General features: G+C 66.1%; 17 protein-coding genes. 10 read left to right on the top strand and 7 right to left on the bottom strand.

Features of this window, described 5'->3' with window-relative positions:
• Nucleotides 1-79: 79 nt before the first annotated feature.
• The 3 genes from ACLJEU_RS02295 (at nt 80) to ACLJEU_RS02285 (ending at nt 4199) form a co-directional block, all read left to right on the top strand.
• On the top strand, nt 80-2134 hold the full coding sequence (locus tag ACLJEU_RS02295) for an ABC transporter substrate-binding protein (protein WP_414664724.1): 2055 nt from the start codon (nt 80-82) through the stop codon (nt 2132-2134).
• A 68-nt stretch (nt 2135-2202) separates the two neighbouring features.
• Nucleotides 2203-3174 (top strand): ABC transporter ATP-binding protein, encoded by a 972-nt coding sequence (locus tag ACLJEU_RS02290; RefSeq protein WP_414664750.1) that lies wholly within the window; start codon nt 2203-2205, stop codon nt 3172-3174.
• Nucleotides 3174-4199 (top strand): ABC transporter ATP-binding protein, encoded by a 1026-nt coding sequence (locus ACLJEU_RS02285; protein WP_414664723.1) that lies wholly within the window; start codon nt 3174-3176, stop codon nt 4197-4199. Before ACLJEU_RS02290 ends, ACLJEU_RS02285 begins: the two co-directional genes overlap by 1 nt.
• 306 nt (nt 4200-4505) lie before the next feature.
• Here ACLJEU_RS02285 and ACLJEU_RS02280 read toward each other — a convergent pair whose 3' ends face one another.
• Complete coding sequence (locus tag ACLJEU_RS02280; protein WP_414664722.1) at nt 4506-4931, bottom strand: Dabb family protein; 426 nt, start codon at nt 4929-4931, stop codon at nt 4506-4508.
• A gap of 259 nt (nt 4932-5190) precedes the next feature.
• On the opposite strand from ACLJEU_RS02280, the gene ACLJEU_RS02275 reads away from it, so the two are divergent.
• Nucleotides 5191-6246, top strand: a complete 1056-nt coding sequence (locus tag ACLJEU_RS02275) for an NHL domain-containing protein (RefSeq protein ID WP_414664721.1) — start codon at nt 5191-5193, stop codon at nt 6244-6246.
• A gap of 115 nt (nt 6247-6361) precedes the next feature.
• Here ACLJEU_RS02275 and ACLJEU_RS02270 read toward each other — a convergent pair whose 3' ends face one another.
• From ACLJEU_RS02270 to ACLJEU_RS02255, 4 genes are all read right to left on the bottom strand, one after another.
• On the bottom strand, nt 6362-7141 hold the full coding sequence (locus ACLJEU_RS02270) for a hypothetical protein (RefSeq protein ID WP_414664720.1): 780 nt from the start codon (nt 7139-7141) through the stop codon (nt 6362-6364).
• A gap of 3 nt (nt 7142-7144) precedes the next feature.
• Nucleotides 7145-8665: a TonB family protein gene (locus ACLJEU_RS02265; RefSeq protein ID WP_414664719.1), complete on the bottom strand. Its 1521-nt coding sequence runs from the start codon at nt 8663-8665 to the stop codon at nt 7145-7147.
• A 153-nt stretch (nt 8666-8818) separates the two neighbouring features.
• A complete protein-coding gene (locus tag ACLJEU_RS02260; protein ID WP_414664718.1) occupies nt 8819-11389 on the bottom strand; it encodes a YfbK domain-containing protein in 2571 nt (856 codons plus the stop codon).
• Between the two features lie 13 nt (nt 11390-11402).
• A complete protein-coding gene (locus ACLJEU_RS02255) occupies nt 11403-11942 on the bottom strand; it encodes an RNA polymerase sigma factor (RefSeq protein ID WP_414664717.1) in 540 nt (179 codons plus the stop codon).
• Nucleotides 11943-12027: 85 nt separating this feature from the next.
• Between ACLJEU_RS02255 and ACLJEU_RS02250 the strand changes: the two genes are divergently transcribed.
• The 4 genes from ACLJEU_RS02250 (at nt 12028) to ACLJEU_RS02235 (ending at nt 16893) form a co-directional block, all read left to right on the top strand.
• Nucleotides 12028-13638, top strand: a complete 1611-nt coding sequence (locus ACLJEU_RS02250) for a peptide ABC transporter substrate-binding protein (RefSeq protein WP_414664716.1) — start codon at nt 12028-12030, stop codon at nt 13636-13638.
• Nucleotides 13639-13804: 166 nt separating this feature from the next.
• On the top strand, nt 13805-15424 hold the full coding sequence (locus tag ACLJEU_RS02245) for a peptide ABC transporter substrate-binding protein (RefSeq protein ID WP_414664715.1): 1620 nt from the start codon (nt 13805-13807) through the stop codon (nt 15422-15424).
• 42 nt (nt 15425-15466) lie between these two features.
• Entirely contained in the window at nt 15467-15937 is a 471-nt protein-coding gene (locus tag ACLJEU_RS02240; RefSeq protein WP_414664714.1) for a hypothetical protein, read from the top strand.
• Nucleotides 15916-16893: a DNA-3-methyladenine glycosylase family protein gene (locus ACLJEU_RS02235; RefSeq protein ID WP_414664713.1), complete on the top strand. Its 978-nt coding sequence runs from the start codon at nt 15916-15918 to the stop codon at nt 16891-16893. The genes ACLJEU_RS02240 and ACLJEU_RS02235 overlap by 22 nt, the downstream gene beginning before the upstream one ends.
• Nucleotides 16894-17700: 807 nt before the next feature.
• On the opposite strand, the gene ACLJEU_RS02230 is transcribed toward ACLJEU_RS02235, so the two are convergent.
• On the bottom strand, nt 17701-18081 hold the full coding sequence (locus tag ACLJEU_RS02230; RefSeq protein WP_414664712.1) for a VOC family protein: 381 nt from the start codon (nt 18079-18081) through the stop codon (nt 17701-17703).
• Between the two features lie 48 nt (nt 18082-18129).
• Between ACLJEU_RS02230 and ACLJEU_RS02225 the strand changes: the two genes are divergently transcribed.
• Together ACLJEU_RS02225 and ACLJEU_RS02220 are read left to right on the top strand one after the other, a co-directional pair.
• A complete protein-coding gene (locus ACLJEU_RS02225; RefSeq protein ID WP_414664711.1) occupies nt 18130-19083 on the top strand; it encodes a pyridoxal-phosphate dependent enzyme in 954 nt (317 codons plus the stop codon).
• A 9-nt stretch (nt 19084-19092) separates the two neighbouring features.
• Nucleotides 19093-19824 (top strand): rhamnogalacturonan acetylesterase, encoded by a 732-nt coding sequence (locus tag ACLJEU_RS02220; RefSeq protein ID WP_414664710.1) that lies wholly within the window; start codon nt 19093-19095, stop codon nt 19822-19824.
• Between the two features lie 199 nt (nt 19825-20023).
• Here ACLJEU_RS02220 and rhaM read toward each other — a convergent pair whose 3' ends face one another.
• Complete coding sequence (gene rhaM / locus ACLJEU_RS02215) at nt 20024-20338, bottom strand: L-rhamnose mutarotase (RefSeq protein ID WP_414664709.1); 315 nt, start codon at nt 20336-20338, stop codon at nt 20024-20026.
• Nucleotides 20339-20372 lie beyond the last annotated feature (34 nt).

Genomic DNA, 20372 nt, shown 5'->3' with positions numbered 1-20372 from the left:
CTGCTGTTTCCAGGTTGAACGAAATGCCTTTCGACCGGCGCACGTTGCCGAAACTCCGCTTTCCCCAAAACTCCCTTTCATGACCTTCCTTCGCACGACCCTCCCGCTCTGCCTCGGTCTCGTCGCGACCCTGCTCGCCGGCTGCGGCGGCAAGGAACCGGCCGCCGCCGGCAGCACCAGCAGCAGCACGCCCGCCGCCTCCACGGCCCCGACGGCGAAATCCGCCGCGACCGGCCCGATGGCCGCCGATCTCGCCGCCACGCTCGCGAAGGAAAAAGAGTTCTACGTCTTCAAGACCGCCGCCGATCTCCCCGCCACCCTGAAATGGGAAAACGGTTCCGACCTGCCGGAGTACGCCGACCCGAAGGCGAACAAGGGCGGCACCTTCAACTACTACATCCAGGACTTTCCGCGCACCACCCGCGTGATCGGACCCGACGCCACCGGCGGCATCCGCCAGTTCCTCTGGGACTACGTTGAAGTCTATCCCGCCGTCGAGCATCCCAACTTCCCCGGCAAGGTGCACCCCGGCTTCGCGAAGGAGTGGGCGTCCGATCCGGCGACGCGCACGGTCTACTTCCGCATCGACGAACGCGCACGCTGGTCCGACGGGCAGCCCGCCACGACCGACGACGTCGTGTTCACGCTCTACCTGATGCGGTCCCCGCACATCCGCGAGCCGTGGTACAACGACTTTCACACCAAGACGTGGGAGAAGGTCACGATCTACGATCGCCAGACCTACGCGCTGACCATGCGCGAGGTGCGGCCCGACTTCCTCGTCCGCGCCAGCCAGGGCACGTATCTGTTTCCCAAGCACGCCATGGCCGACTTCGGCCCCGACTATCTTGAGAAATACCAGTGGCGCGTGTTGCCCACGCTCGGCGCCTACACCCTGCGGGCGGAGGACATCGACAAGGGCCGCGGCGTCACGCTCACCCGCGTGAAGGACTGGTGGGCCCGCGACCTGCCCTTCTGGCGCGGCCGCTACAACCCCGATCGGATCCGGCTGACCGTCATCCGCGACCTCGACAAGGCCTTCGAGTCCTACGTCCGCGGCGATCTCGATTTCTTCCTGCCGATGACGTCGTCACCGAAATACTGGTACGATCTGCTGCCCGACACGCATCCGGATGTGGCCGCCGGCTACCTCGCGAAGGCGCGCTTCTACAATCGCGTGCCCCAGCCCGACTGGGGTCTCTGGATCAACCGCTCGAAGCCAACGCTCGACAACCGCGACATCCGCCTCGGCATCCAGCACGCCGCCAACTTCAAGCGCGTCGCCGAACAATATTACCGCGGCGACGCCGTGCAGATGGACACGCGGTCGGATGGCTATTCGTGGCGCATGCACCCGACCCTCACGGCGCGTCCGTTCGACCCGGTGAAGGCCCGCGAGTATTTTGCGAAGGCCGGCTACACGCAGCAGGGGCCGGACGGCATCCTGCAGAACGCCGCCGGCCAGCGGCTCTCGTTCACGCTGTCGACCTACCGGCCGGACATCCGCGATGTCATGACAATCCTCAAGAGCGAGGCGTCGAAGGCGGGCCTCGAACTCAACCTCGAAGTGCTCGACCAGTCGACCGGCTGGAAAAACGTGCAGGAGAAGTCCCACCAGATCGCGCTCGTCGCGCTGTCCCGCACGCCCGAACTTTTTCCGCGGTACTGGGATTTCTACCACGGTGCCAACGCCTACGCCGACGCCTACCTCGGTGCCGACGGCAAGCCCGTGGAGAAGGCGGCCCAAGGCAAGGCCAACCCGAAACCGCAGCAGCCGCGCGTGCAGACGAACAACATGACGATGACGTTCATCCCCGAACTCGATCGCCTGATTGAGGCCTACGACGCGACCACGACGCTCGATGAACTGAAACCCCTCGCCGCCCAGATCGAGCAGATGGTTTACGACGACGCCGCGTGGGTGCCGGGCTGGTCGCTGCCGCTCTATCGCCTGAGTTACTGGCGCTGGGTGCGCTGGCCGGAAGACTTCAATGCCATGATCAGCCTGAACGCGCTCCAGTACTTCCTGTTTTCCATCGATCCGAAGATCAAGGAGGACGTCCTCGCCAAGCGCCGCCGTGGCGAAAAATTCCCGCCGGAGATCAAGTCCTTCGAGCAATACAAGGCCCGGTGAGCAACGGTTCGCCCCAGCCTGGTTTCCCGCCGGACCGCAACGGCGGGCCGGTCGCCGCCCCCGAGGTCGTGCTCGACGTGCAGGGTCTCGTCACGGCGTTCGACACCGACGACGGCCGGCTCGTCGCGGTCGACGGCGTGAGCTTCCAGGTTCACCGCGGCCGCACGCTCGGGATCGTCGGTGAGTCGGGCTGCGGCAAAAGCGTGACCGCGTTCTCCATCATGCGGCTGCTGCCCCAACCGATGGGCCACATTCTCGCGGGCAGCATCCAGTTCGAAGGCCGCGATCTCGTCACGCTGCCGATCGAGGAAATGCAGAAAATCCGTGGTGGCCGAATCGGCATGATCTTTCAGGAGCCGATGACGGCGCTGAATCCCGTACACACGATCGGCCGGCAGCTGAGCGAAGTCTTTTTGTTGCATCGCACGCGCGACCCGGCTGAGGCGTGGCGACGAGGGACCGAGATGCTGCGCAAGGTCGGCATCCCCGCGCCCGACGTGCGGATGAGCGAATATCCGCACCAGCTCTCCGGCGGCATGCGCCAGCGCATCGTCATCGCCATGGCGCTCGCCTGCGAGCCGTCGGTCGTGATCGCCGACGAACCCACGACCGCGCTGGACGTTACCATCCAGGCGCAAATTCTCGAACTGATGCAGGGCCTGCAACGCGATCTCGGCCTCGCGATCATTCTCATCACGCACGACCTCGGTGTGATCGCCGAGACCTGCAACGACGTCGTCGTGATGTACGCCGGCCGGATCGCGGAGCAGGGACCGGTGCAGGACATCTTCTCGCGTCCTGCCCATCCTTATACGCGCGGGCTGCTCGATTCGATCCCGGTGCTGGAAAACGAGCGCAAGTCCCGGCTCAAGGTCATCGACGGCATGGTGCCCGGACTCAAGGATCTGCCGGCCGGCTGCCGTTTTCAAAATCGCTGTCCGTATCGCATCGATCGCTGCGCCACCCAACCGCCCCTCGAGACGGTCACCGCCGGCCACTCGACAGCGTGCCACCGCTGGCGCGAACTCCCCGCCCGCTGATGTCCGCGTCCTCTGCCACCATCCCGCCATCGTTGCTGGAATTGCGCGACGTTCGCATGCATTTTCCCGTCCGCGAAGGCCTGCTGTTGCGGTCGCGGCGCGTGTGCAAGGCGGTCGACGGCGTCTCACTCACGCTGCAGCCCGGCGAGACGCTCGGTCTCGTGGGCGAATCCGGCTGCGGCAAATCCACGCTCGGCAAGTGCATCGTCCGGCTGCACCAGCCCACGGCGGGGGAAATTGTGTTCGAGGGCACCGACCTCGCGCGGCTCTCGCAACGCGCGCTCAAGCCCCATCGCCGGCACCTGCAGATGGTCTTTCAGGACCCGGTCGAGTCGCTCAACGCCCGGCACACCGTCGGCGAGATCGTCGGCGAGCCGTTCGCGATCCACGGCATCGGTGACGCCGCGAGCCGTCGCGCCAGCGTGCGCGCGCTGCTCGAGAAAGTCGGCCTGCCGGCCGCCGCCGCCGATCGCTATCCGTTCGAATTTTCCGGCGGACAGCGTCAACGCATCGGCATCGCCCGCGCCCTCGCGCTCAATCCCCGCGTGGTGGTGTGCGACGAGCCGGTGTCGGCGCTCGACGTCTCGATCCAAAGCCAGGTGATCAACCTGCTGCTGGATTTGCAGCGCGAACTCGGGCTCACGTACCTGTTCATCGCGCACAATCTCGCGGTCGTGAAGCACGTCTCCGATCGCGTCGCCATCATGTACCTCGGCCGGATTGTCGAGCTGGCTGACGCCGACGCCATCTATCGGACGCCGCTCCACCCGTACACGCGCGCGCTGCTGTCGGCGATTCCGCGCCCGCATCCGAACCGGCAGCGCCAGCGCATCGTGCTGCAGGGCGACGTGCCTTCGCCGATCGATCCGCCGAACGGCTGCGCGTTTCATCCCCGCTGTCCGTTCGCCACCGATCGCTGTCGAAGTGAAACGCCGCTCCTGCGTCCCGCGCCCTGCGCGGCCGGTCACACGGTTGCATGCCACTACGATCTGGCGCCCGACGCCGTGCCGACGCGGCTGGCCTGAAACTAGGAGCGCCGGCCTCCGGCCGGCATTGCATCAAAGCAGGCGGGACGCCTGCGCTCCTGGAAACGCGGGCGATCCCGCCGATTGCGGGACCGCCTACATGAACGTCTCACACCAATCGCTCTTTGCCTTTGGACTTTAGCTGTGGCTACGAGCGCCAGCGAGTGGCCGAACAGCCACTCGCTGGCGCTCGTAGCCACGATCGATCCAGAAGTTCAAAAGCAAGGAGCGATTGGTATCACAAACGAGCTTGAGGCTGCCCTTTCGCTCAACTCTCAACTCTCAGCTCTCAACTTCACCGACGCCTCAGTTCGTGATGTCGAACGTCGTGCTCGATTCGCGGATACCTTCGTACACCTTGTACCATTCCATCTGCGCGGGACTGCCGGCGTATTCCTTCAACGCCTGCTCGCTCGCAAATTCCATCACGATGGCGTTGGCCTTGCCGCCCTGCGCCTTCACCGTCTTGGTCCAGACCCGCGTGATGCCCGGGAACGCGGCCGGCAGCTTTTGCACGCCGTCGAGCGCGGCTTTGATCTGCTCCGGCGTGGTGCCTTCCTTCCAGGCGACGGTCACGACGTGGATCAGCGTTTTCGGCGCCGTCTCGCTGACCTGGGCAGCCGCTTCCTTTTTCTTGGCGCGTTTCTCTTTCTTGTCGGCCTGGGCAAAGGCCGTGGTGGTGCCGAGCGTGATCAAACCAACTGAAATCAGGGTGAACAGGTATTTCTTCATGGGAGGATGTCCGGGTGGGAATATGACGCCGTTCGCGGCTCACGTTGAGTCGCAGAACCGTCGCGCCGGATTGCTGATTTTCCCCGGGCCATGTCAACGCTAACTGGACGCATGGCCGCCCGGGCCTTGTCGGGGCGCGCCTCGTGTGCGCCCTCGGGCGTGGTCAAGCAACGTCCCGAAAGATGCAAAAGTCCGCCCCACCACGAACGCTTGTCGTCGGCCCGCCTTCGCCCGAACCTCGGGCCAATCCCCACGCCTCATGTCGCTCCGAATCCTGCTGCGTTCCCTCCTCCCCGCCCTCCTCTGTCTCACCGCGCCGCTGCGGGCCGAAAAAATCGTCCTCGTCGCGGGCGGCACCGACGCCCGGACCGGCATCCCCGCCCTCCAGGCGCGCCTGCTCGAACCCTTCGGCGTGGACTTCGACGCCGCCGGCAACCTCTTCATCGTCGAGATGGTGTCCGGCAACCGTCTCCTGAAAGTGGATGCACGCGGCCTACTCACTCATGTCGCCGGCCAGCCCGCACCCGGCGATGCCGGTGACGGCGGACCGGCGTTGGCCGCGCGGTTCAACGGCCCGCACAATCTCGTCGCGCTGCCGGAGGGCGATATCCTGATTGGCGATACGTGGAACGGCCGCGTGCGGCGCGTCGCAATGAGCACGGGCACCGTCAGCAGCGTGCCGGGCTTCACGGTGCCCGCCGATCGCGCACGGAGCGCCGGCCCCTATTGCATCACGCTCGATCCCACCGGCACCCAGCTCGTCATCGCCGATCTGCGGCAGGTTCACGTCCTGGATTTGAAAACCGGCCGGTCCCGCGTCGTCGCCGGCAACGGCCAGAAGGGCGTCCCCGTCGATGGCGCCAAGGCGCTCGAGGCTCCGCTCGTCGATCCCCGCGCGGCGGCCCTCGATCGCCAAGGCAATCTCTACATTCTCGAGCGCAACGGCCACGCCCTCCGCGTCGTGAATCGCGACGGCACGATCCGCACCGTCGTGAACGCCTCCGGCAAGAAGGGCGCGGACGGCGACGGCGGCGACGCCCGCGCCGCCACGATGAGCGGGCCGAAACACCTGTGCATCGATCGCGACGGCACCGTCCTCATCGCCGACGCCGAGAACCATCTGATTCGTCGCTTCGTGCCCGACACGGGAAAAATTCTCCGCGTCGCCGGCACCGGCAAAAAAGGCACCGCCGGCCTCGACGGTCCGCCCGAACAGTGCGAGCTGAATCGCCCGCACGGCGTGACGGTGCATCGCGACGGCACGCTCTACATCACCGATAGCTACAACAACCGGATCCTGAAGATCGTACGGTGACGGGAGCAACCGGTTTTGGGACGAAACACGCAACAGCCTGACCCCGTACGGCTCCGGGACCCCGTACGGCTCCGGGGTGGCTACGAGCGCCAGCGAGTGGCAGCGCATCCGCCCTCTATCGCGCCGCCGTCGGCTCGCCTTTCAGCTGAGCCGCGTACTTCGCGACGACGCCTTCCATTACGACGAGCTTCCACGTTTCACCCTGACGGACGAAGGCCAGGTTCGCCTCCTTCTTTTTTCCATCGGTGGCCTCGAGTATCACCGACGTCTGCGCAATCCGGTCCGCCGGATCCGTGCTCCATCGCCGCACGCTCGCCGCGCCCAGCGGCACATCCTTGATGGCGAGAAACGCGATGAGTCGTTCCGGCGTGCCGTACTGGGCGCGCATCGCCTCGGGCAGCGTCGCCAGCAAAGCCCGCGCCGCCGGCAGGGTCTTGCCCGTCTCGATCATCAGCAGCGCGGCAAACGCATCCACATCGCCGCCCGCCGCCGCCCAGAGCACCGACTCCAGCGCCGCGATGGGCGTCGCCGCACCGGCGTTCCGCCACTCCGCCGCCGGCACGAATGAACCGACGCCAAATCGGACCGGACGGCGCGAGCCGTCAGCCAAGGTTCGCTCCGCCGCCTCGATCTGCGATCGCAAGCCTGCCACGTCGCTGCGCAACCGATCGGCCTCCGCGCGTTCGGCCCGCAGGGCTTCCACTTCGGCCGGCGGCAGCTGACTGCGCCGCAGCCGTTCATTCTCCGCTTGGATCCGGGATAACTCGCCAGCTTGGACGCGCAGCGGCGCGAGTTCCGTTTCAACCGACACCGTTTGCAGCTGCTGCCACGCGAGCAGCGCGCCACCGATCACCGCGACTGCACCCACGGCGAACCATCCCGTTGCAGAGGTCATGGGTCAGAACCACGGCGCCGGCGGAATCGGCTTGGCGGCGGGCGGGTTCGCAGTCGCGACCGGAGTGGAGGTTGCCGCGTTTCCATTGGTCTGGACGGTGAACGGACTCAGCACCACGCGGCTCGGGACGCCCGGCGCGGAAGCGGAAGGCGATGCCGCCGACTTCACCTCCGCGGGGCGAGTTTCAGTGACGCTCGTACCCGGCGGTTTCGCCACCGTGAAGACGATCGGAATCTGCATTTGGGTATTCACCGCCTGGCCGCCTTTCTCACCGGGTTGAAATTTCCACTGGCTGACGGCCTCGACCGCGGCGGCTTCGAATTCGATCTGCGACGAGCTGACGGCCTTCGCGTTTTGCACCGCGCCCGTGCTGTCGACGACAAACTCGACCACGACCTTGCCCTCGACGCCGGCCTTGCGCAGCTCGGCAGGATACATCGGTCGCGCCTGAAACTCGGGCTTCGGCGTCCGGTCCAGTCTCCGGACTTCGAATACCTCGCCGGCCACGGCACTCTGCCGGGCCGTGACCGGTCGGGCCACCGGCAACGCGGCCAGCGCCTGCAGTCTCTTCTGCAACGCGGACGCCTCCACGCGCAGTGCCGCCCCGGCTGCATCGTCAGGTTGCAGGGCCGCGACCTCCGCCACCGTGCGTGCCAGTTGAAAGTTCTCCTGCTCCAGCGCCACCGTCGCCGTGTGCTGGCCTCGCAGCGTCGCCAGCTCGGCCTGCAACGCAGCCTGGGAGTTTGCCTGCACGATGTAGCCCGTCGCCCCCGCCACGGCCAGCGCGCTGCCGATTCCAATTTGAAGTTTGGTGATGCTCATAAAATTCATCCACGCCGCCACACTTCCGGCGGTGGCGATCGCCCCGACGGCCGCGCCGCCAGCGAGTGCCGCGCCCGTTACGCTGGCGGCCAAACCCGCCGGCGCCGCCACGACCGCCTGATGCGCGAGCGTCACAGCCAGCGCCGCAGTCGTCGACTTGACGCCGCGCCGCTCGAGCAGCGCCCGCAGCTTGTCGAGGGCTCGCTCCACCCGCATCCGCGCGGTGTTGTCGCTCACGTTGAGCCGTGCGCCCACGCCGGCGAAATCCCGCCCCTCGAAAAACCGCAGCAGGATCGCCTCGCGATCCGCTTCACCCAGTTCCCCCAGCACGTCGTCCAGCACCGGCCGCACGCGCGCCCAGTCGAGCGCGCCACCCGGATCACGGTTGAGTTCTTCCATAAGGTGGGCGGCCTCTTCGCGCGCGTGACGCCGGCGCTCGCCGCGGACGAGCTTCGCCGTCGTGAACCGCGTGCTCGTGAACAGCCAGCCGGCGAGCACGCGGTGCCCCGTCAGGGACGCGGCCTTGCGTGCCAGATCCGTGAATACGAGCTGCGTCGCATCGGCCGCGAGATGAGCGTCACCGTTGAGCTGCCGCAGCGCCGCCGAATAGACGAGGTTCACATGCCGGCGCACGAGCTCGGCGAACGCATCGTTCGCGCCTTCCTCGGCGTAGCGGTGGAGCAGTTCGGCATCGTCGTTCATGGCAGGTTCACCCCATAGCACCCGCGGGCGCGAAGATCGCACAGAAAATCGGATGCGATCGCTCACCTGACCCTGCGGCCCAGGCGCCCCGTCGGGCGGTCAACGGCTCGAGCTCTCAACTCAAAACCCTCAGCTCTCAACTCTCCTCCCTGCTCACTCCATCATCGTCTGCGCCTTGCGCACCAGCTCGATGAACTCGCCGCGGTAACCGCCGGGATCGTCCTGCGGCGTGGACGCCGCGGCGGCCCAGGTGCCGACATCGGCCATCGTCGCCGTGCCGCGATGCGGCGATCCGCGAAGGATCATGCCAAATTGCGCGACGGCGGCGGCGAAGCGAAAATCGGCGCTCGCCCGCGCGAAGGGCGTCGGCGCATCCACCAGCACGAAATCGAGCGCGCGCGGCCAGCTGATCAGGCTGTCGGGTTTCTTGTAGCGCACCTTGACCGTGAGCAGTTCATCGGCCGACGGCTCGCGTCCGCCCGCGGGCAGTTCAAGTCGCGAACTCACCGCGCCCCGCGCCGCCGCCGCATACTTCAACGCCTCGACCGGCGCCACGGCCGCCGCCTTGTCCTCGGCTCCGACCGGCACGATTTCGTAGAGCGCCGTCACCGCATCACCCGCGCCCAGTTCGCCGGCGTCCACTTTGTCGTCGTTGAAGTCCTCCTTCTTCAGCAGCCGGTTCTCGTAGCCGATCAAGCGGTAACTGTGCACGCGCGCCGGGTTGAATTCGACCTGGACCTTCACGTCCTTGGCCACGGTCACGAGCGTGCTGCTGACCTGCTCGACGAGCAGCTTCTCGGCCTCGCGCCGGGTGTCGATGTAACCGTAGTTGCCATTGCCCTTGCCCGCGAGTTTCTCGAGCGTCGCGTCCTTGTAGTTGCCCATGCCAAAACCAAGCACGGTGAGGAACACGCCCGAGCCGGCTTTCTCCTCGATCAGGCGGACGAGCTCGCCCTCGCTGGTGGTGCCGACGTTGAAGTCGCCGTCGGTGCAGAGAATGACGCGATTGATCCCGTTCGGCGCGAAGTTCGCCTTCGCAATGTCGTAGGCGAGCTGGATGCCCATCGCACCGTTCGTCGAGCCGCCGGGCGTGAGCGCGTCGAGGGCGTTGAGGATCTCGCGGGAACGCGCGACGGGCGTCGACGCCAGCGCGAGCCCCGAGCTGCCGGCGTAGGTGACAATCGCCACGCGATCATCCGCCCGCAGCTTCCCGATCAGCAGCTGCAGCGACTGCTTCACGAGGGGCAGTTTGTTCGGTTGATCCATCGAGCCGGAGACATCGAGGAGAAACACGAGGTTGGCGGCGGGCCGTTGCGCGGTGTTCAGCTCGCGCGCCTTGAGTCCGATCCGCACGAGCTTGTGCTTCGGCGCCCAGGGGGCGACGGCGACCTCGAGCGACGCCGTGAAAGGATCGGCACCTTTCGGCGCGGCGTAGCGGTAGGGGAAATAATTGAGCAGTTCCTCGATCCGCACCGCGTCACGCGGCGGCGGCGAACCGTGCGCGAGAATCCGGCGGACGTTCGCGTAGCTGGCGGTGTCGACGTCGATCGAGAAGGTCGACAGCTGGTTCTGCGCGACCGTGAGGAAATCGTTGTCGCGAATATACGAATACGCCTCGACGTTGCGCCCGAACTTCGCGCCCGGCGGCGCCGTCGGCAGGGCGTCGCGCTCCACCGATCCGCGCCGCCCGCTCGATTCGCGCGCGGAGCCGCCCGCGGTCGCGAAACCGTGGCCGCGATCCTCCGCCACCACGAAGGCCGAGAGCGTGACCACTTCGCTCGTGCCCGGCGTGGCGGTCACCGTCGTGGTCGTGGCGAGTGTCGTCGCGCCGGGACCGATCGAGCTGACCATGGTGACGCCCACCGTCTGGCCTGCCGGCGTCGGCGCGGTGGCGTTCAACGTGATTTTCGTCGTGGGTGCGGGCCGCGAAGTGACTTCGGAAGTGGACGCCGGCGCGAGCGGCTCAGCGGCGGCAACGTTTGATCCCGGGGCGCGCTCGGGGCGCGTCTGCGCGAGCAGGGAAAGATCGGGATCGAGGAAGCGGACGGGGGGCGATGACGGTTGCGACGGGTCGGAGGCGACCGGGGGCGGTCGCGGTCCAGCGGGATCTTCGATCCGGCGCTCGTCAGCGGAGCCGGCGCCGGCGAGGCGGACATCGGACGTCGCCGGCGCGGCAGTTTCGATCCCGGGCAATGCAACGGGTACCGCGGCCGGCGGTGCCAGGGCGATTTCGCGCCACACTGCGCGCTCGGCCTCCGGCGTTGGCACGACCACGGGCGGTTCGCGCAACGCGACCAGCACAGCGAAGCACGCGGCGGCAAGACCGGCGGCCAGGTAGTAGAACTGCGGAAACCGGATCAACTTCGCGCCGGTGCGCGGGAATGAATAATCGATCTCCGTCCGCGGGAGTTCGGCCGGTTCGTCGGCTGTGCGCGGAGCCGAACGCCGTCGCGGCCGGGCCGGCGGCACCGCGGCAGCATGCCCATTCACCCCGCCCGGCGAACCGTTGACCGCCGTTCTCGGATCGGTCGCCGACGCCGCCGCTTCATCGGCCAGCGCCGCTTCGAGCAGGGAGATGGTGGCGCGGATGTCGTCGACGACCGCGCGTAGTTCCGGTCGCTGTCGCAGCACCGTCTCCACGGCCGCGCGTTCATCACCACTGAGCTCGCCGAGGGCGTAGGCAGTGAGTTTCGGGTCGTCGGGCGAGAAACGCGGGTCGTTCATCGGTGCAGTCTCCTTACGGCCGCCGGGCGGCATAGTCCGCGCGCAGGCGTGCGACCGCGGTGTGAATCAGGAAGCCCACGTTGGTCACCGACAGCGCGGTGATTCGGGAGATTTCCTTGTAGCTGAATCCATTTTGAAACTTGAGCCGCACGACCTCCTGCTGGTTCGGCGGCAGCTGTTCGATCATGCTCAAAACCAGCGCGTGCGTCTCCGCCTGTTCGAGCGAAGAGCCCGGGCGCGGATCGTTGGCGGTGACACGCTCGACCTGGCCTTCCTCGAAACGTTTCAGCCGGCCGTCCTTGCGCATGACGTCCAGCGCGCGATGCCGGCACACCGTGAAAAGCCATTCGACCGCGTGGCCGTTGATCGCCGCGGGCGATTGCGCCATGAGTTTGACAAACGTGTCCTGCACGACGTCCCGCGCCCGGTCCGGATCGCCCAGCAACCGCGTCGCGTACCGGGTCAACGGCGCGCTGTGCTCCGCAAACGTGCGTTCCAGAAAACCGGAGTTTTCGTGGACGTCGGCCCGGGAGTTCGGGGGCGAGGTGAACATGGGGCTACGGGGTTAAACGCACCAGGACCCCGATTCTTAGAAAACATTTTTGCACCCGCGGCCAGCCGCGGTTTCGTTAACTGCCATGCGGATCCTGTTTTGCGCCACCCTCGGACTATTCGCGGCTCTAATTGCCGGCTGCGCGAAGCGCGAAACGCCCGCCGCCGCGGGCGTACGCACCCACACGCTGCTCGTCGGCAACGCCGCCGAACCCGGCGATCTCGACCCGCATCTGGCGTCGATTCTGAGCGATCAGATCATCGTCAACACGCTGTTCGAAGGCCTCACGCTGCTCGATGAAAAGACCACACAGCCGCTTCCCGCCGCGGCGGAAACGTGGAGCGCGTCGGCGGACGGTCTCGTGTGGACGTTTCGTTTGCGCGAGGGCTTGCAGTGGTCGAATGGCGACGCCCTGACCGCCGACGATTTCGTCCAGTCGTGGCGCCGGCTGCTCACGCCGGAATTTGCCGCCGACAACGCCTGGTACCTGTTCGCGCTGAAAAACGCCGAGGCCTACAACGCGAAGAAAACGACGGACCTGGCGTCGGTCGGCTTCAAGGCCCCCGACGCCCGCACGCTCGTCCTTACCCTCGAGCGCCCCACGCCATACCTGCCCGCGCTGGTGTCGATGCCCGCGTGGTTTCCCGTGAACCCGCGCGTGCTCGCTAAACTCGGCGCGATGGACAAACGCGGCACGGCGTGGACGCGCCCGGGCAATCTCGTGAGCAACGGCGCGTTCATGCTCAGCGAGTGGAAGCCCAACGCGCGGATCGTCGCCGACAAGAACCCGCGCCATCGCGACGCCGCCACGAACCAACTCGAGCATGTAATCTTTTTTCCGATCGAGAATCCCGATGTCGAGGAACGCGACTTCCGCGCCGGCCAGCTGCACGTCACTTTCAACCTGCCCGTGACGAAAATCGCCGCCTGGCGGAAGCAGGAGCCTGCCCGGCTGCGCGTCGACCCTACGCTCCAGGCCAATTTCCTGCGCTTCAACACCGCGCGCCCGCCGCTCAACGATCCCCGCGTGCGACGCGCCTTGTCACTCGTGATCGATCGCGATGCGCTCGCGCAGAGCGTGCTGCAGGGCAGCCGCGCGCCGGCGACCGCGCTCACGCCGCCCGGCACGGGCGGTTACACCGCACGCGCGCGGGTCGCTCTCAACGTAAGCGAAGCGAAGACCCTGCTGGCGGCCGCGGGATTTCCCGACGGCAAGGGCCTGCCCGTGATCGATATTCAGGCGCGCAACGACGAGATCATGCCGCGCGTGGCCGAGGCGTTGCAGGCGATGTGGCAGCGCGACCTGGGATTCCGCACGACGATTTCGCAGGTCGAACAGAAGACCTGGATCCAGAACCAGCAGACCCAGAACTACGGCATCTCGACGGGCGCGTGGACGGCGGACTTTCCGGATCCCGTCACGTTTCTCGGACTCTTCACGGCGAACAGCGCGTACAATTGGACCGGCTGGAAGGACGCTTACTACGAACGGCTCATCGACACCGCCGCGGCCACGGCCGATCCGAAGCAACGCTACGAATTGCTCCAGCAGGCGGAAACCCTGCTGCTCGAGGCCTCGCCGATCGCGCCCCTGTATTTCGGCGCGCAGACGTTCCTCGTGCATCCCGCGGTGCAGGGCTGGGAGCCCGCGCCGCTGATCTTCCGGCGGTTTCAGATCGTGCAGCTGAAGCCGTAGGTTTTTGTGCGCGGGACCGCGACCGCCCCCGGTCGCCATCATCGGGGAGCGACCGGGGGCGGTCGCGGTCCCAGGCGGTCGGTCCTTGCGGAAGTCGAATCTTTCACCACGACCTGCGCGCCACTTCCCGTTTGCCAGCCGCATCCGCTCGTGCGCTTTACAGCGCATGCGCACGTTCGTTCCAGCGACGGTGGGCCTGGCGTTGAGTTGGCTTGTTCTCGGTGCGGGCTGCAGCCGGCACCAGCGCCCGGTCGACGAAGGCATTCAGACCCGCACGCTGCTCGTCGGCAATGCGGCCGAACCCGCGACGCTCGATCCGCATCTGCTCAACGCGTACTCCGACATGCGCGTGGCCATCGCGTTGTTCGAAGGCCTCACCGTACTCGACGAGAAGACCGCGCAACCGCTGCCGGGCGTCGCAAGGCGCTGGGACGTTTCGCCGGACGGATTGACGTACACGTTTCATCTCCGGCCCGAGGCAAAATGGTCCAACGGCGAGCGCGTGACCGCGGGCGATTTCGTTTTCTCCTTCCGTCGCATTCTGACGCCCGCGCTCGGCTCCGTCTATGCGTACATGCTCTGGCCGATCAAAAACGCCGAGGCCCTCAACACCGGCAAACTCACGGACGCCGGCGCGCTCGGCGTGCAGGCGCTCGACGATGCCACGCTGCAGATCACGCTGGAACGCCCCACGCCGTACGTGCTCGCGCTCGCCGCCCACAACACGTGGTTTCCCGTGCCGCGAAAAACCGTCGAGCAATTCGGCCGGATCGACGCACGGGAAAATCCGTGGACGAGGCCGCTCAATATCGTCAGCAACGGCGCGTTCACCCTCGCTGAGTGGCGGCCCAACGCCCGGATCGTCGTGGCGAAGAATCCGCGTTACTGGGGTGCAGCGCAGAACCAGCTCGAGCGCGTGATCTTTTTCCCGATCGAGAAAGCCGACGCCGAGGAACTGAGTTTCCGCGCGGGCCAGCTGCACATCACGTACGGTGTCCCGGCATCCAAGCTCGCCACGTACCGGCAGCAATCGCCGGATCGCCTGCGGCAGGATCCCTTGCTCAGCAGCGTCTACCTCAACTTCAACGTGACCAAGCCGCCGCTCGACAATCCCAAGGTGCGGCGGGCACTTGCCCTCGCCGTCGATCGGAAAGCGATCGCAGAGCGCATCTACCAATCGTCCCGGCTGCCCGGTCCCACGCTCGTGCCGCAGGGCTGCGCCGGATACACGCCGCCGGCCGGCCAGCCGGAGGACTACGTCGCCGCGCGTGCACTGCTCGCCGAGGCCGGTTTCCCGGAGGGCCGCGGTCTGCCGACGATTCCGTTGCAGGTCGGCAACGACGACAAGACCCCGAAGGTCGTGGAAATCCTCCAGGCCCTCTGGCAGCGGGAACTCGGCGTGAAGATCACGATCGAGATGCTCGAGCAGAAGACGCTCATGCAAAACCAGCAGACCCTTGCCTATTCGATCGGCTTCATGGGCTGGGTGGCGGATTACCCGGACCCCACCACGTTTCTCGAGATCTTCCAGACCGGCAACGGCAACAACTGGACCGGCTGGGGCAGCCGCGAGTACGACGCCCTGCTGCAGGAGGCTGCCCGCACGCTCGACGTGGCGCAGCGCCTCCGGCTCCTCCAGCGCGCGGAGACCATTCTGCTCCAGGAGGCGCCGCTCGCGACGCTGATGTACGGCGCGAGCACCTACCTGATTCATCCCGCGGTGAAACACTGGCAGGCTTCACCGCTGGGCCTGAACCGTTACCAGGTGGTGGAACTGAAGCATTGATTTCGTTGCACGGTCGCCGGACGTGAGCATGGTGGGAGGCGCATGCGATCCGTCCTTTTCAGTGTGTTGCTGCTCGCCACCACCGCCCTCGCGACGGCCGCGGACGTTGAGTTTCTCCGGGTCTGGCCCGGCTGGCGCGAGGCGGACTCCTTCGATCGCATCAGCGAGTATCTCGGCCGCGGCGAAAACACCGGCGGCCAGCTCGTGCTCCGCACGCAGCCCGAGGTGCGCGCAGGTTACTATTTTCTCGTCCGCATCAAGTGCGCCGCCGCGCTCCCCGCCGCGAAGTTCGAGGTGAGCGTGGTGCGGCCGGATACACCGGAGCCGAAAGTCCACACGTTCTCCACCGCCCTGCCCGCGAAGGAAACCGTGGTGCAGCTGGGCCTCACCGGCAACGACTGGCCGATCGGGGCCAAGGGCAATCCCGTTGCGTACCGGATCGTCCTCACCGCCGCCGACGGTCGCGTGCTCGGCGAACACCAGAGTTTCCTGTGGGCGAAACCCGCGAAGTGAGCGTGGTCGAACCGGGGAGCGCCTGGACGCCCTGGACCGTTCTCGCCGGCTATCCTGCCGTCTCCGCCGACGTCCTGCGCGAAACGGTCGACGGCGGCCAGGCCTTCCGCTGGAACCGCGAAGCCGATGGCACGTGGCTGGGCCTGTGGTCGCACCACCTCGTGCACCTGCGCGCCAACGCCACCGGTCACGTCGAGTGGCGCGCACCGCGGGCGTCCACGGTGACGGCATCCAGCCTCGCCGTCTACTTCGGCACCGTCCGCGACTTCAACGCCCTCGTTGACGCGCTGCCGTGGCGCAGCGATCCACATCTCGCGCGCTGTCTCGCGGCGTTTCCCGGCCTGCGCATCCTGCGTCAGCCCTTCGGTGAAACGCTCCTCGGCTTTCTCTGCAGCGCCACGAAACAGATTGTGCAGATCAAACAAATGCTCGCGCTCCTGGCCGAACGTCACGGGGCGGAGATTGCAGTGAGAGCGGGAGCGCCGGGCCTGCCGGCGACGGGAAAAAAGCCAGACCGGCAGTCCGGTCCGAGTCCGCGTCGGCTGCCAACCTGGGCCGAACTCGCGCGGATGCCCGAAGCCGATCTCCGCGCGTGTCTGCTGGGTTTCCGCGCCCGCTACATCGCAGAGACGGCGGCCTTCCTCGCCGCACATCCCGGCTGGCTCGAGGAAACGGAAGCGCTGCCCTACGCCGCGGCGAAGGAACGGCTCTGCGAGTTACCCGGTGTCGGAGAAAAGGTGGCGGATTGCGTGCTGCTCTTCGGTGCCGGCCGGCTCGAGGCATTTCCGGTCGACACCTGGATCCTCAAGGCGCTCGCGCGCCGGTACGGCCTCGATGACTGGCGGCCCGCGCAGGTCGCGCAATTCGGCCGCGCGCACTTCGGCTCGCTCGCGGGCCTCGCGCAGCAATACCTCTTCGCGTGGGAGCGTCAGCAGGGACGATCCGCGCCGGAATAAATTAATTCAGAAGCCAGGAAGAGACGTCGCTGAGTTTGGACAGAATTCACGGAATCGGCAGCCCGGGATCGGATCCATTCTGTTCCATTTTGTTCATTCTGTCCAAACCCCGCTGGGCGTACCGCCACGGACAATCCGGGGACGGTTAATTCAGAAGCCAGAAAGCCAGGAGCAATCGCTGAGTTTGGACAGAATCGACAGAATTCACGGAATCTGCGGTCCGGGATCAGATTCATTCCGTTCCATTCTGTTCATTCTGTCCAAACCCCGCTGGGCGCACCGCCACGGACAATCCGGGGACGGTTAATTCAGAAACCAGAAAGCCAGGAGCAGTCGCTGAGTTTGGACAGAATCGACAGAATTCACGGAATCTGCGGTCCGGGATCCGATCCATTCCGTTCCATTCTATTCATTCTGTCCAAACCCCGCTGGGCGCACCGCCACTGACAATCCGGGGACGGTTAATTCAGAAACCAGAAAGCCAGGAGCAGTCGCTGAGTTTGGACAGAATCGACAGAATTCACGGAATCTGCGGTCCGGGATCTGATTCATTCCGTTCCATTCTGTTCATTCTGTCCAAACCCCGCTGGGCGTGCAGCCACGGACAATCCGGGGACGGTTAATTCAGAAACCAAGAAGCCAAGAGCAGCCGCTGAAGTTCGACAGAATGGACAGAATTCACGGAATCTGCGGCCCGGGACCTGATCCATTCTGTTCCATTTTGTTCATTCTGTCCAAATCGCCCGGCTCCTGGCTTTCTGGCTTCCGAATTAAACTCTCCGCATCACGTGCGCGTCACGTTCTGACTCACTTTGCGCGCTGGATGAGTTCCACTTCGTAGCCTTCCGGTGCGTCGATGAACGCGATGAAACCGCCGCTGCTCAGCGGGGTCGGGCCGTCGCTGAGTTTGTAGCCCTTCTGCTCGAGCTTGCGCGTGAACTCCGTCAGGTCCTCCACCTCAAACGCGAGGTGCATCAGGTCGGGCTGGACCTGGACACTCGGACTGTTGGGCAGCTGGCAGATTTCAATCTCCTCGTCGCTGTTCGGCGTGGCGAGAAACACAATCTGCGCACCGCGCGGTGAAATGCTCCGTCGCGCAATCTTCAACTCCAACGCCTCCTCGTAGAATTTCAGCGTCCGCTCGATATCGTTCACCCGCATCCGGGTGTGCAGAAGTTTTTTGACCATCCGTCGAGTTTGCATGGACCCGCGACCGCGCGCAAGCTGGGGCACGTCATGCCTCTCGACCTCGCCACGTTTCGGGCCGCTCACGATCGGATCCGCCCGTACATCCACCGGACCGCCGTCCTTTCCAGCGCGCGGCTCAATCTCGCCTGCGGCGGCCAGCTGTTTTTCAAGTGCGAGAATTTTCAGAAGGCCGGCGCCTTCAAATCGCGCGGCGCGGTCAACGCGGTGTTCTCGCTCGACGACGCCACCGCCCGGTGCGGCGTCGCCACGCACTCGTCCGGCAATCACGCGGCGGCGTTGTCCCGCGCCGCCGGCCTCCGTGGCATCCCGGCGCACATCGTCATGCCGTCGAATTCCTCGAAGGCGAAAGTCCGCGCCGTCGAAGGCTACGGCGGACGGCTGACGTTCTGCGAACCGACGCAGGCCGCGCGCGAAGCGACCTGCGCCCGGATCGTCAGCGAAACCGGCGCCACGTTGATTCATCCGTTTGAAAACGAAGCCGTGATGGCCGGCCAGAGCACGGCGGTGATCGAACTCCTCGAGGATCACCCGGCGCTCGATCTGATTCTCTGCCCCGTCGGCGGCGGCGGCCTGCTCGCCGGCACGAGCCTCGCCGCCAAAGCCCTGCGCCCGACGATCACCGTCATGGCGACGGAACCCGAGGAAGCGTCGGACACCGCGCGTTCGTTTCGCGCTGGCCAAATCGTGCCGCTCGAGCGCACGACCACGATCGCCGACGGTTTGCGCACGACGATCGGCGCACCGAATTTCGCGATCGCGCGGCAGTGGGTCGATGGCGTGGCGACGGTGAGCGAGGAGGCGATCATCGCGGCGATGCGGACGATCTGGGAAACGTTGAAGATCGTGATCGAGCCGTCCGCGGCCGTGCCCTACGCGGCCGTGTTGGAGAAAAAAGTCCCGGTCGCCGGACGCCAGGTCGGATTGATTTTGTCGGGCGGCAACGTCGATCTCGACGCCCTGCCCTGGCTGCGGAAACCTTAAGGCACCCCGATGAAACGTCGCTTCACGCTCCTTGTCCTGGTGCTCAGTCTCGTGTCACTGGCGTCCGCCGCGCCGCGCATTTTCCTGATCGGCGACTCCACGATGGCGAACAAGCCGGCGGACCTGCCGGAATGGGGTTGGGGCATGGCGCTCGGTGCGTTCCTCGTCGATCCGGCGATGGTGCAGAACCACGCGCAAAACGGGCGCAGCACGAAGAGCTTCATCGACGAGGGCCGCTGGGAGAAAGTGCGGGCGGAGCTGAAGTCCGGCGACTTCGTCCTGATCCAGTTCGCGCACAACGATGAGAAGAAGGACGACCCGAAGCGTTACGCCGATCCGGCCACGACGTATCGCGACAACCTGCGGCGTTTCATCAGCGAAACCCGCGCGCAGGGCGCGACGCCGCTGCTCGCCACGCCCGTCTGCCGCCGGAAATTCAACGCCGCGGGCAAGCTCACCGACACCCACGGTGCGTACCCTGACGCCGTGCGCGCCGTCGCGAAGGAAACCGGCGTCGCGTTGCTCGATCTCGAGCGCGCCACCGCTGCGTGGCTGCAGGCGACCGGCGATGAACCGTCGCGGAAATTCTTCATGTGGATCGAACCGGGCGCGCATCCGAAAATTCCGGACGGACGCAAGGACGACACGCATTTCGTCGAAGCCGGCGCCAGACAGGTCGCGTCGCTCGCGGTCGCAGACATTCGCGCGCAAAAACTGCCGCTGGCGCGTTGGCTTAAGTAGGCCGAACGTCGCGGGAATTCCTTCTCCCGTAGCGCAGGCATCCTGCCTGCGTCCGGAAATGCGGGCAGGATGCCCGCTCTACCATGGGCACCGGCCTTCACGGCGGTGATAATGAGGACTGCAATACAAGCGGAAGCGCAGGCATCCTGCCTGCGTCCGGAGATGCGGGCAGGATGCCCGCGCTACCGCTGATCGGTCGTCAGGGCAGGTGGAACACTTCCTTCAGCCCGCGGGACACGGGGCTGTGATCGGCGTTCGACGGCATGACATCACCCATGTGTTTCCACCAACGCTGACACACCTCCGTCTGCGCAATCGCGGCCCAGCGGGCCTCGTCCTCAATTTCTGCATACGCGAACAGCTGGCGCGTTTCCTCGTGCAGAAAGATCGAGTAGTTGTGGACGCCGTGCGCCTTCAGCACATCGGCCAGCTCCTGCCAGATCGGCTGGTGCCGGCGTGCGTATTCGACCTCGTGGCCGGGATGCACGCTCATGACGAAGGCTTTTCGGATCATCGTAGCGAATGTTCGGTTGCCCGCGAATCACGCC

The organism is Terrisphaera buseokensis, from assembly GCF_047521145.2.
Lineage (GTDB): Bacteria > Verrucomicrobiota > Verrucomicrobiia > Opitutales > Opitutaceae > ER46.
This window is presented reverse-complemented; position numbering and strand designations above follow the sequence as displayed.

What these genes read in the sequence shown, in the direction of transcription:
- ACLJEU_RS02295 (WP_414664724.1), top strand. Translation starts at nt 80, where the DNA reads ATGACCTTCCTTCGCACGACCCTCCCGCTCTGCCTCGGTCTCGTCGCG.
- ACLJEU_RS02285 (WP_414664723.1), top strand. Translation starts at nt 3,174, where the DNA reads ATGTCCGCGTCCTCTGCCACCATCCCGCCATCGTTGCTGGAATTGCGC.
- ACLJEU_RS02280 (WP_414664722.1), bottom strand. Translation starts at nt 4,931, where the DNA reads ATGAAGAAATACCTGTTCACCCTGATTTCAGTTGGTTTGATCACGCTC.
- ACLJEU_RS02275 (WP_414664721.1), top strand. Translation starts at nt 5,191, where the DNA reads ATGTCGCTCCGAATCCTGCTGCGTTCCCTCCTCCCCGCCCTCCTCTGT.
- ACLJEU_RS02270 (WP_414664720.1), bottom strand. Translation starts at nt 7,141, where the DNA reads ATGACCTCTGCAACGGGATGGTTCGCCGTGGGTGCAGTCGCGGTGATC.
- ACLJEU_RS02265 (WP_414664719.1), bottom strand. Translation starts at nt 8,665, where the DNA reads ATGAACGACGATGCCGAACTGCTCCACCGCTACGCCGAGGAAGGCGCG.
- ACLJEU_RS02260 (WP_414664718.1), bottom strand. Translation starts at nt 11,389, where the DNA reads ATGAACGACCCGCGTTTCTCGCCCGACGACCCGAAACTCACTGCCTAC.
- ACLJEU_RS02255 (WP_414664717.1), bottom strand. Translation starts at nt 11,942, where the DNA reads ATGTTCACCTCGCCCCCGAACTCCCGGGCCGACGTCCACGAAAACTCC.
- ACLJEU_RS02250 (WP_414664716.1), top strand. Translation starts at nt 12,028, where the DNA reads ATGCGGATCCTGTTTTGCGCCACCCTCGGACTATTCGCGGCTCTAATT.
- ACLJEU_RS02245 (WP_414664715.1), top strand. Translation starts at nt 13,805, where the DNA reads ATGCGCACGTTCGTTCCAGCGACGGTGGGCCTGGCGTTGAGTTGGCTT.
- ACLJEU_RS02240 (WP_414664714.1), top strand. Translation starts at nt 15,467, where the DNA reads ATGCGATCCGTCCTTTTCAGTGTGTTGCTGCTCGCCACCACCGCCCTC.
- ACLJEU_RS02230 (WP_414664712.1), bottom strand. Translation starts at nt 18,081, where the DNA reads ATGGTCAAAAAACTTCTGCACACCCGGATGCGGGTGAACGATATCGAG.
- ACLJEU_RS02225 (WP_414664711.1), top strand. Translation starts at nt 18,130, where the DNA reads ATGCCTCTCGACCTCGCCACGTTTCGGGCCGCTCACGATCGGATCCGC.
- ACLJEU_RS02220 (WP_414664710.1), top strand. Translation starts at nt 19,093, where the DNA reads ATGAAACGTCGCTTCACGCTCCTTGTCCTGGTGCTCAGTCTCGTGTCA.
- rhaM (WP_414664709.1), bottom strand. Translation starts at nt 20,338, where the DNA reads ATGATCCGAAAAGCCTTCGTCATGAGCGTGCATCCCGGCCACGAGGTC.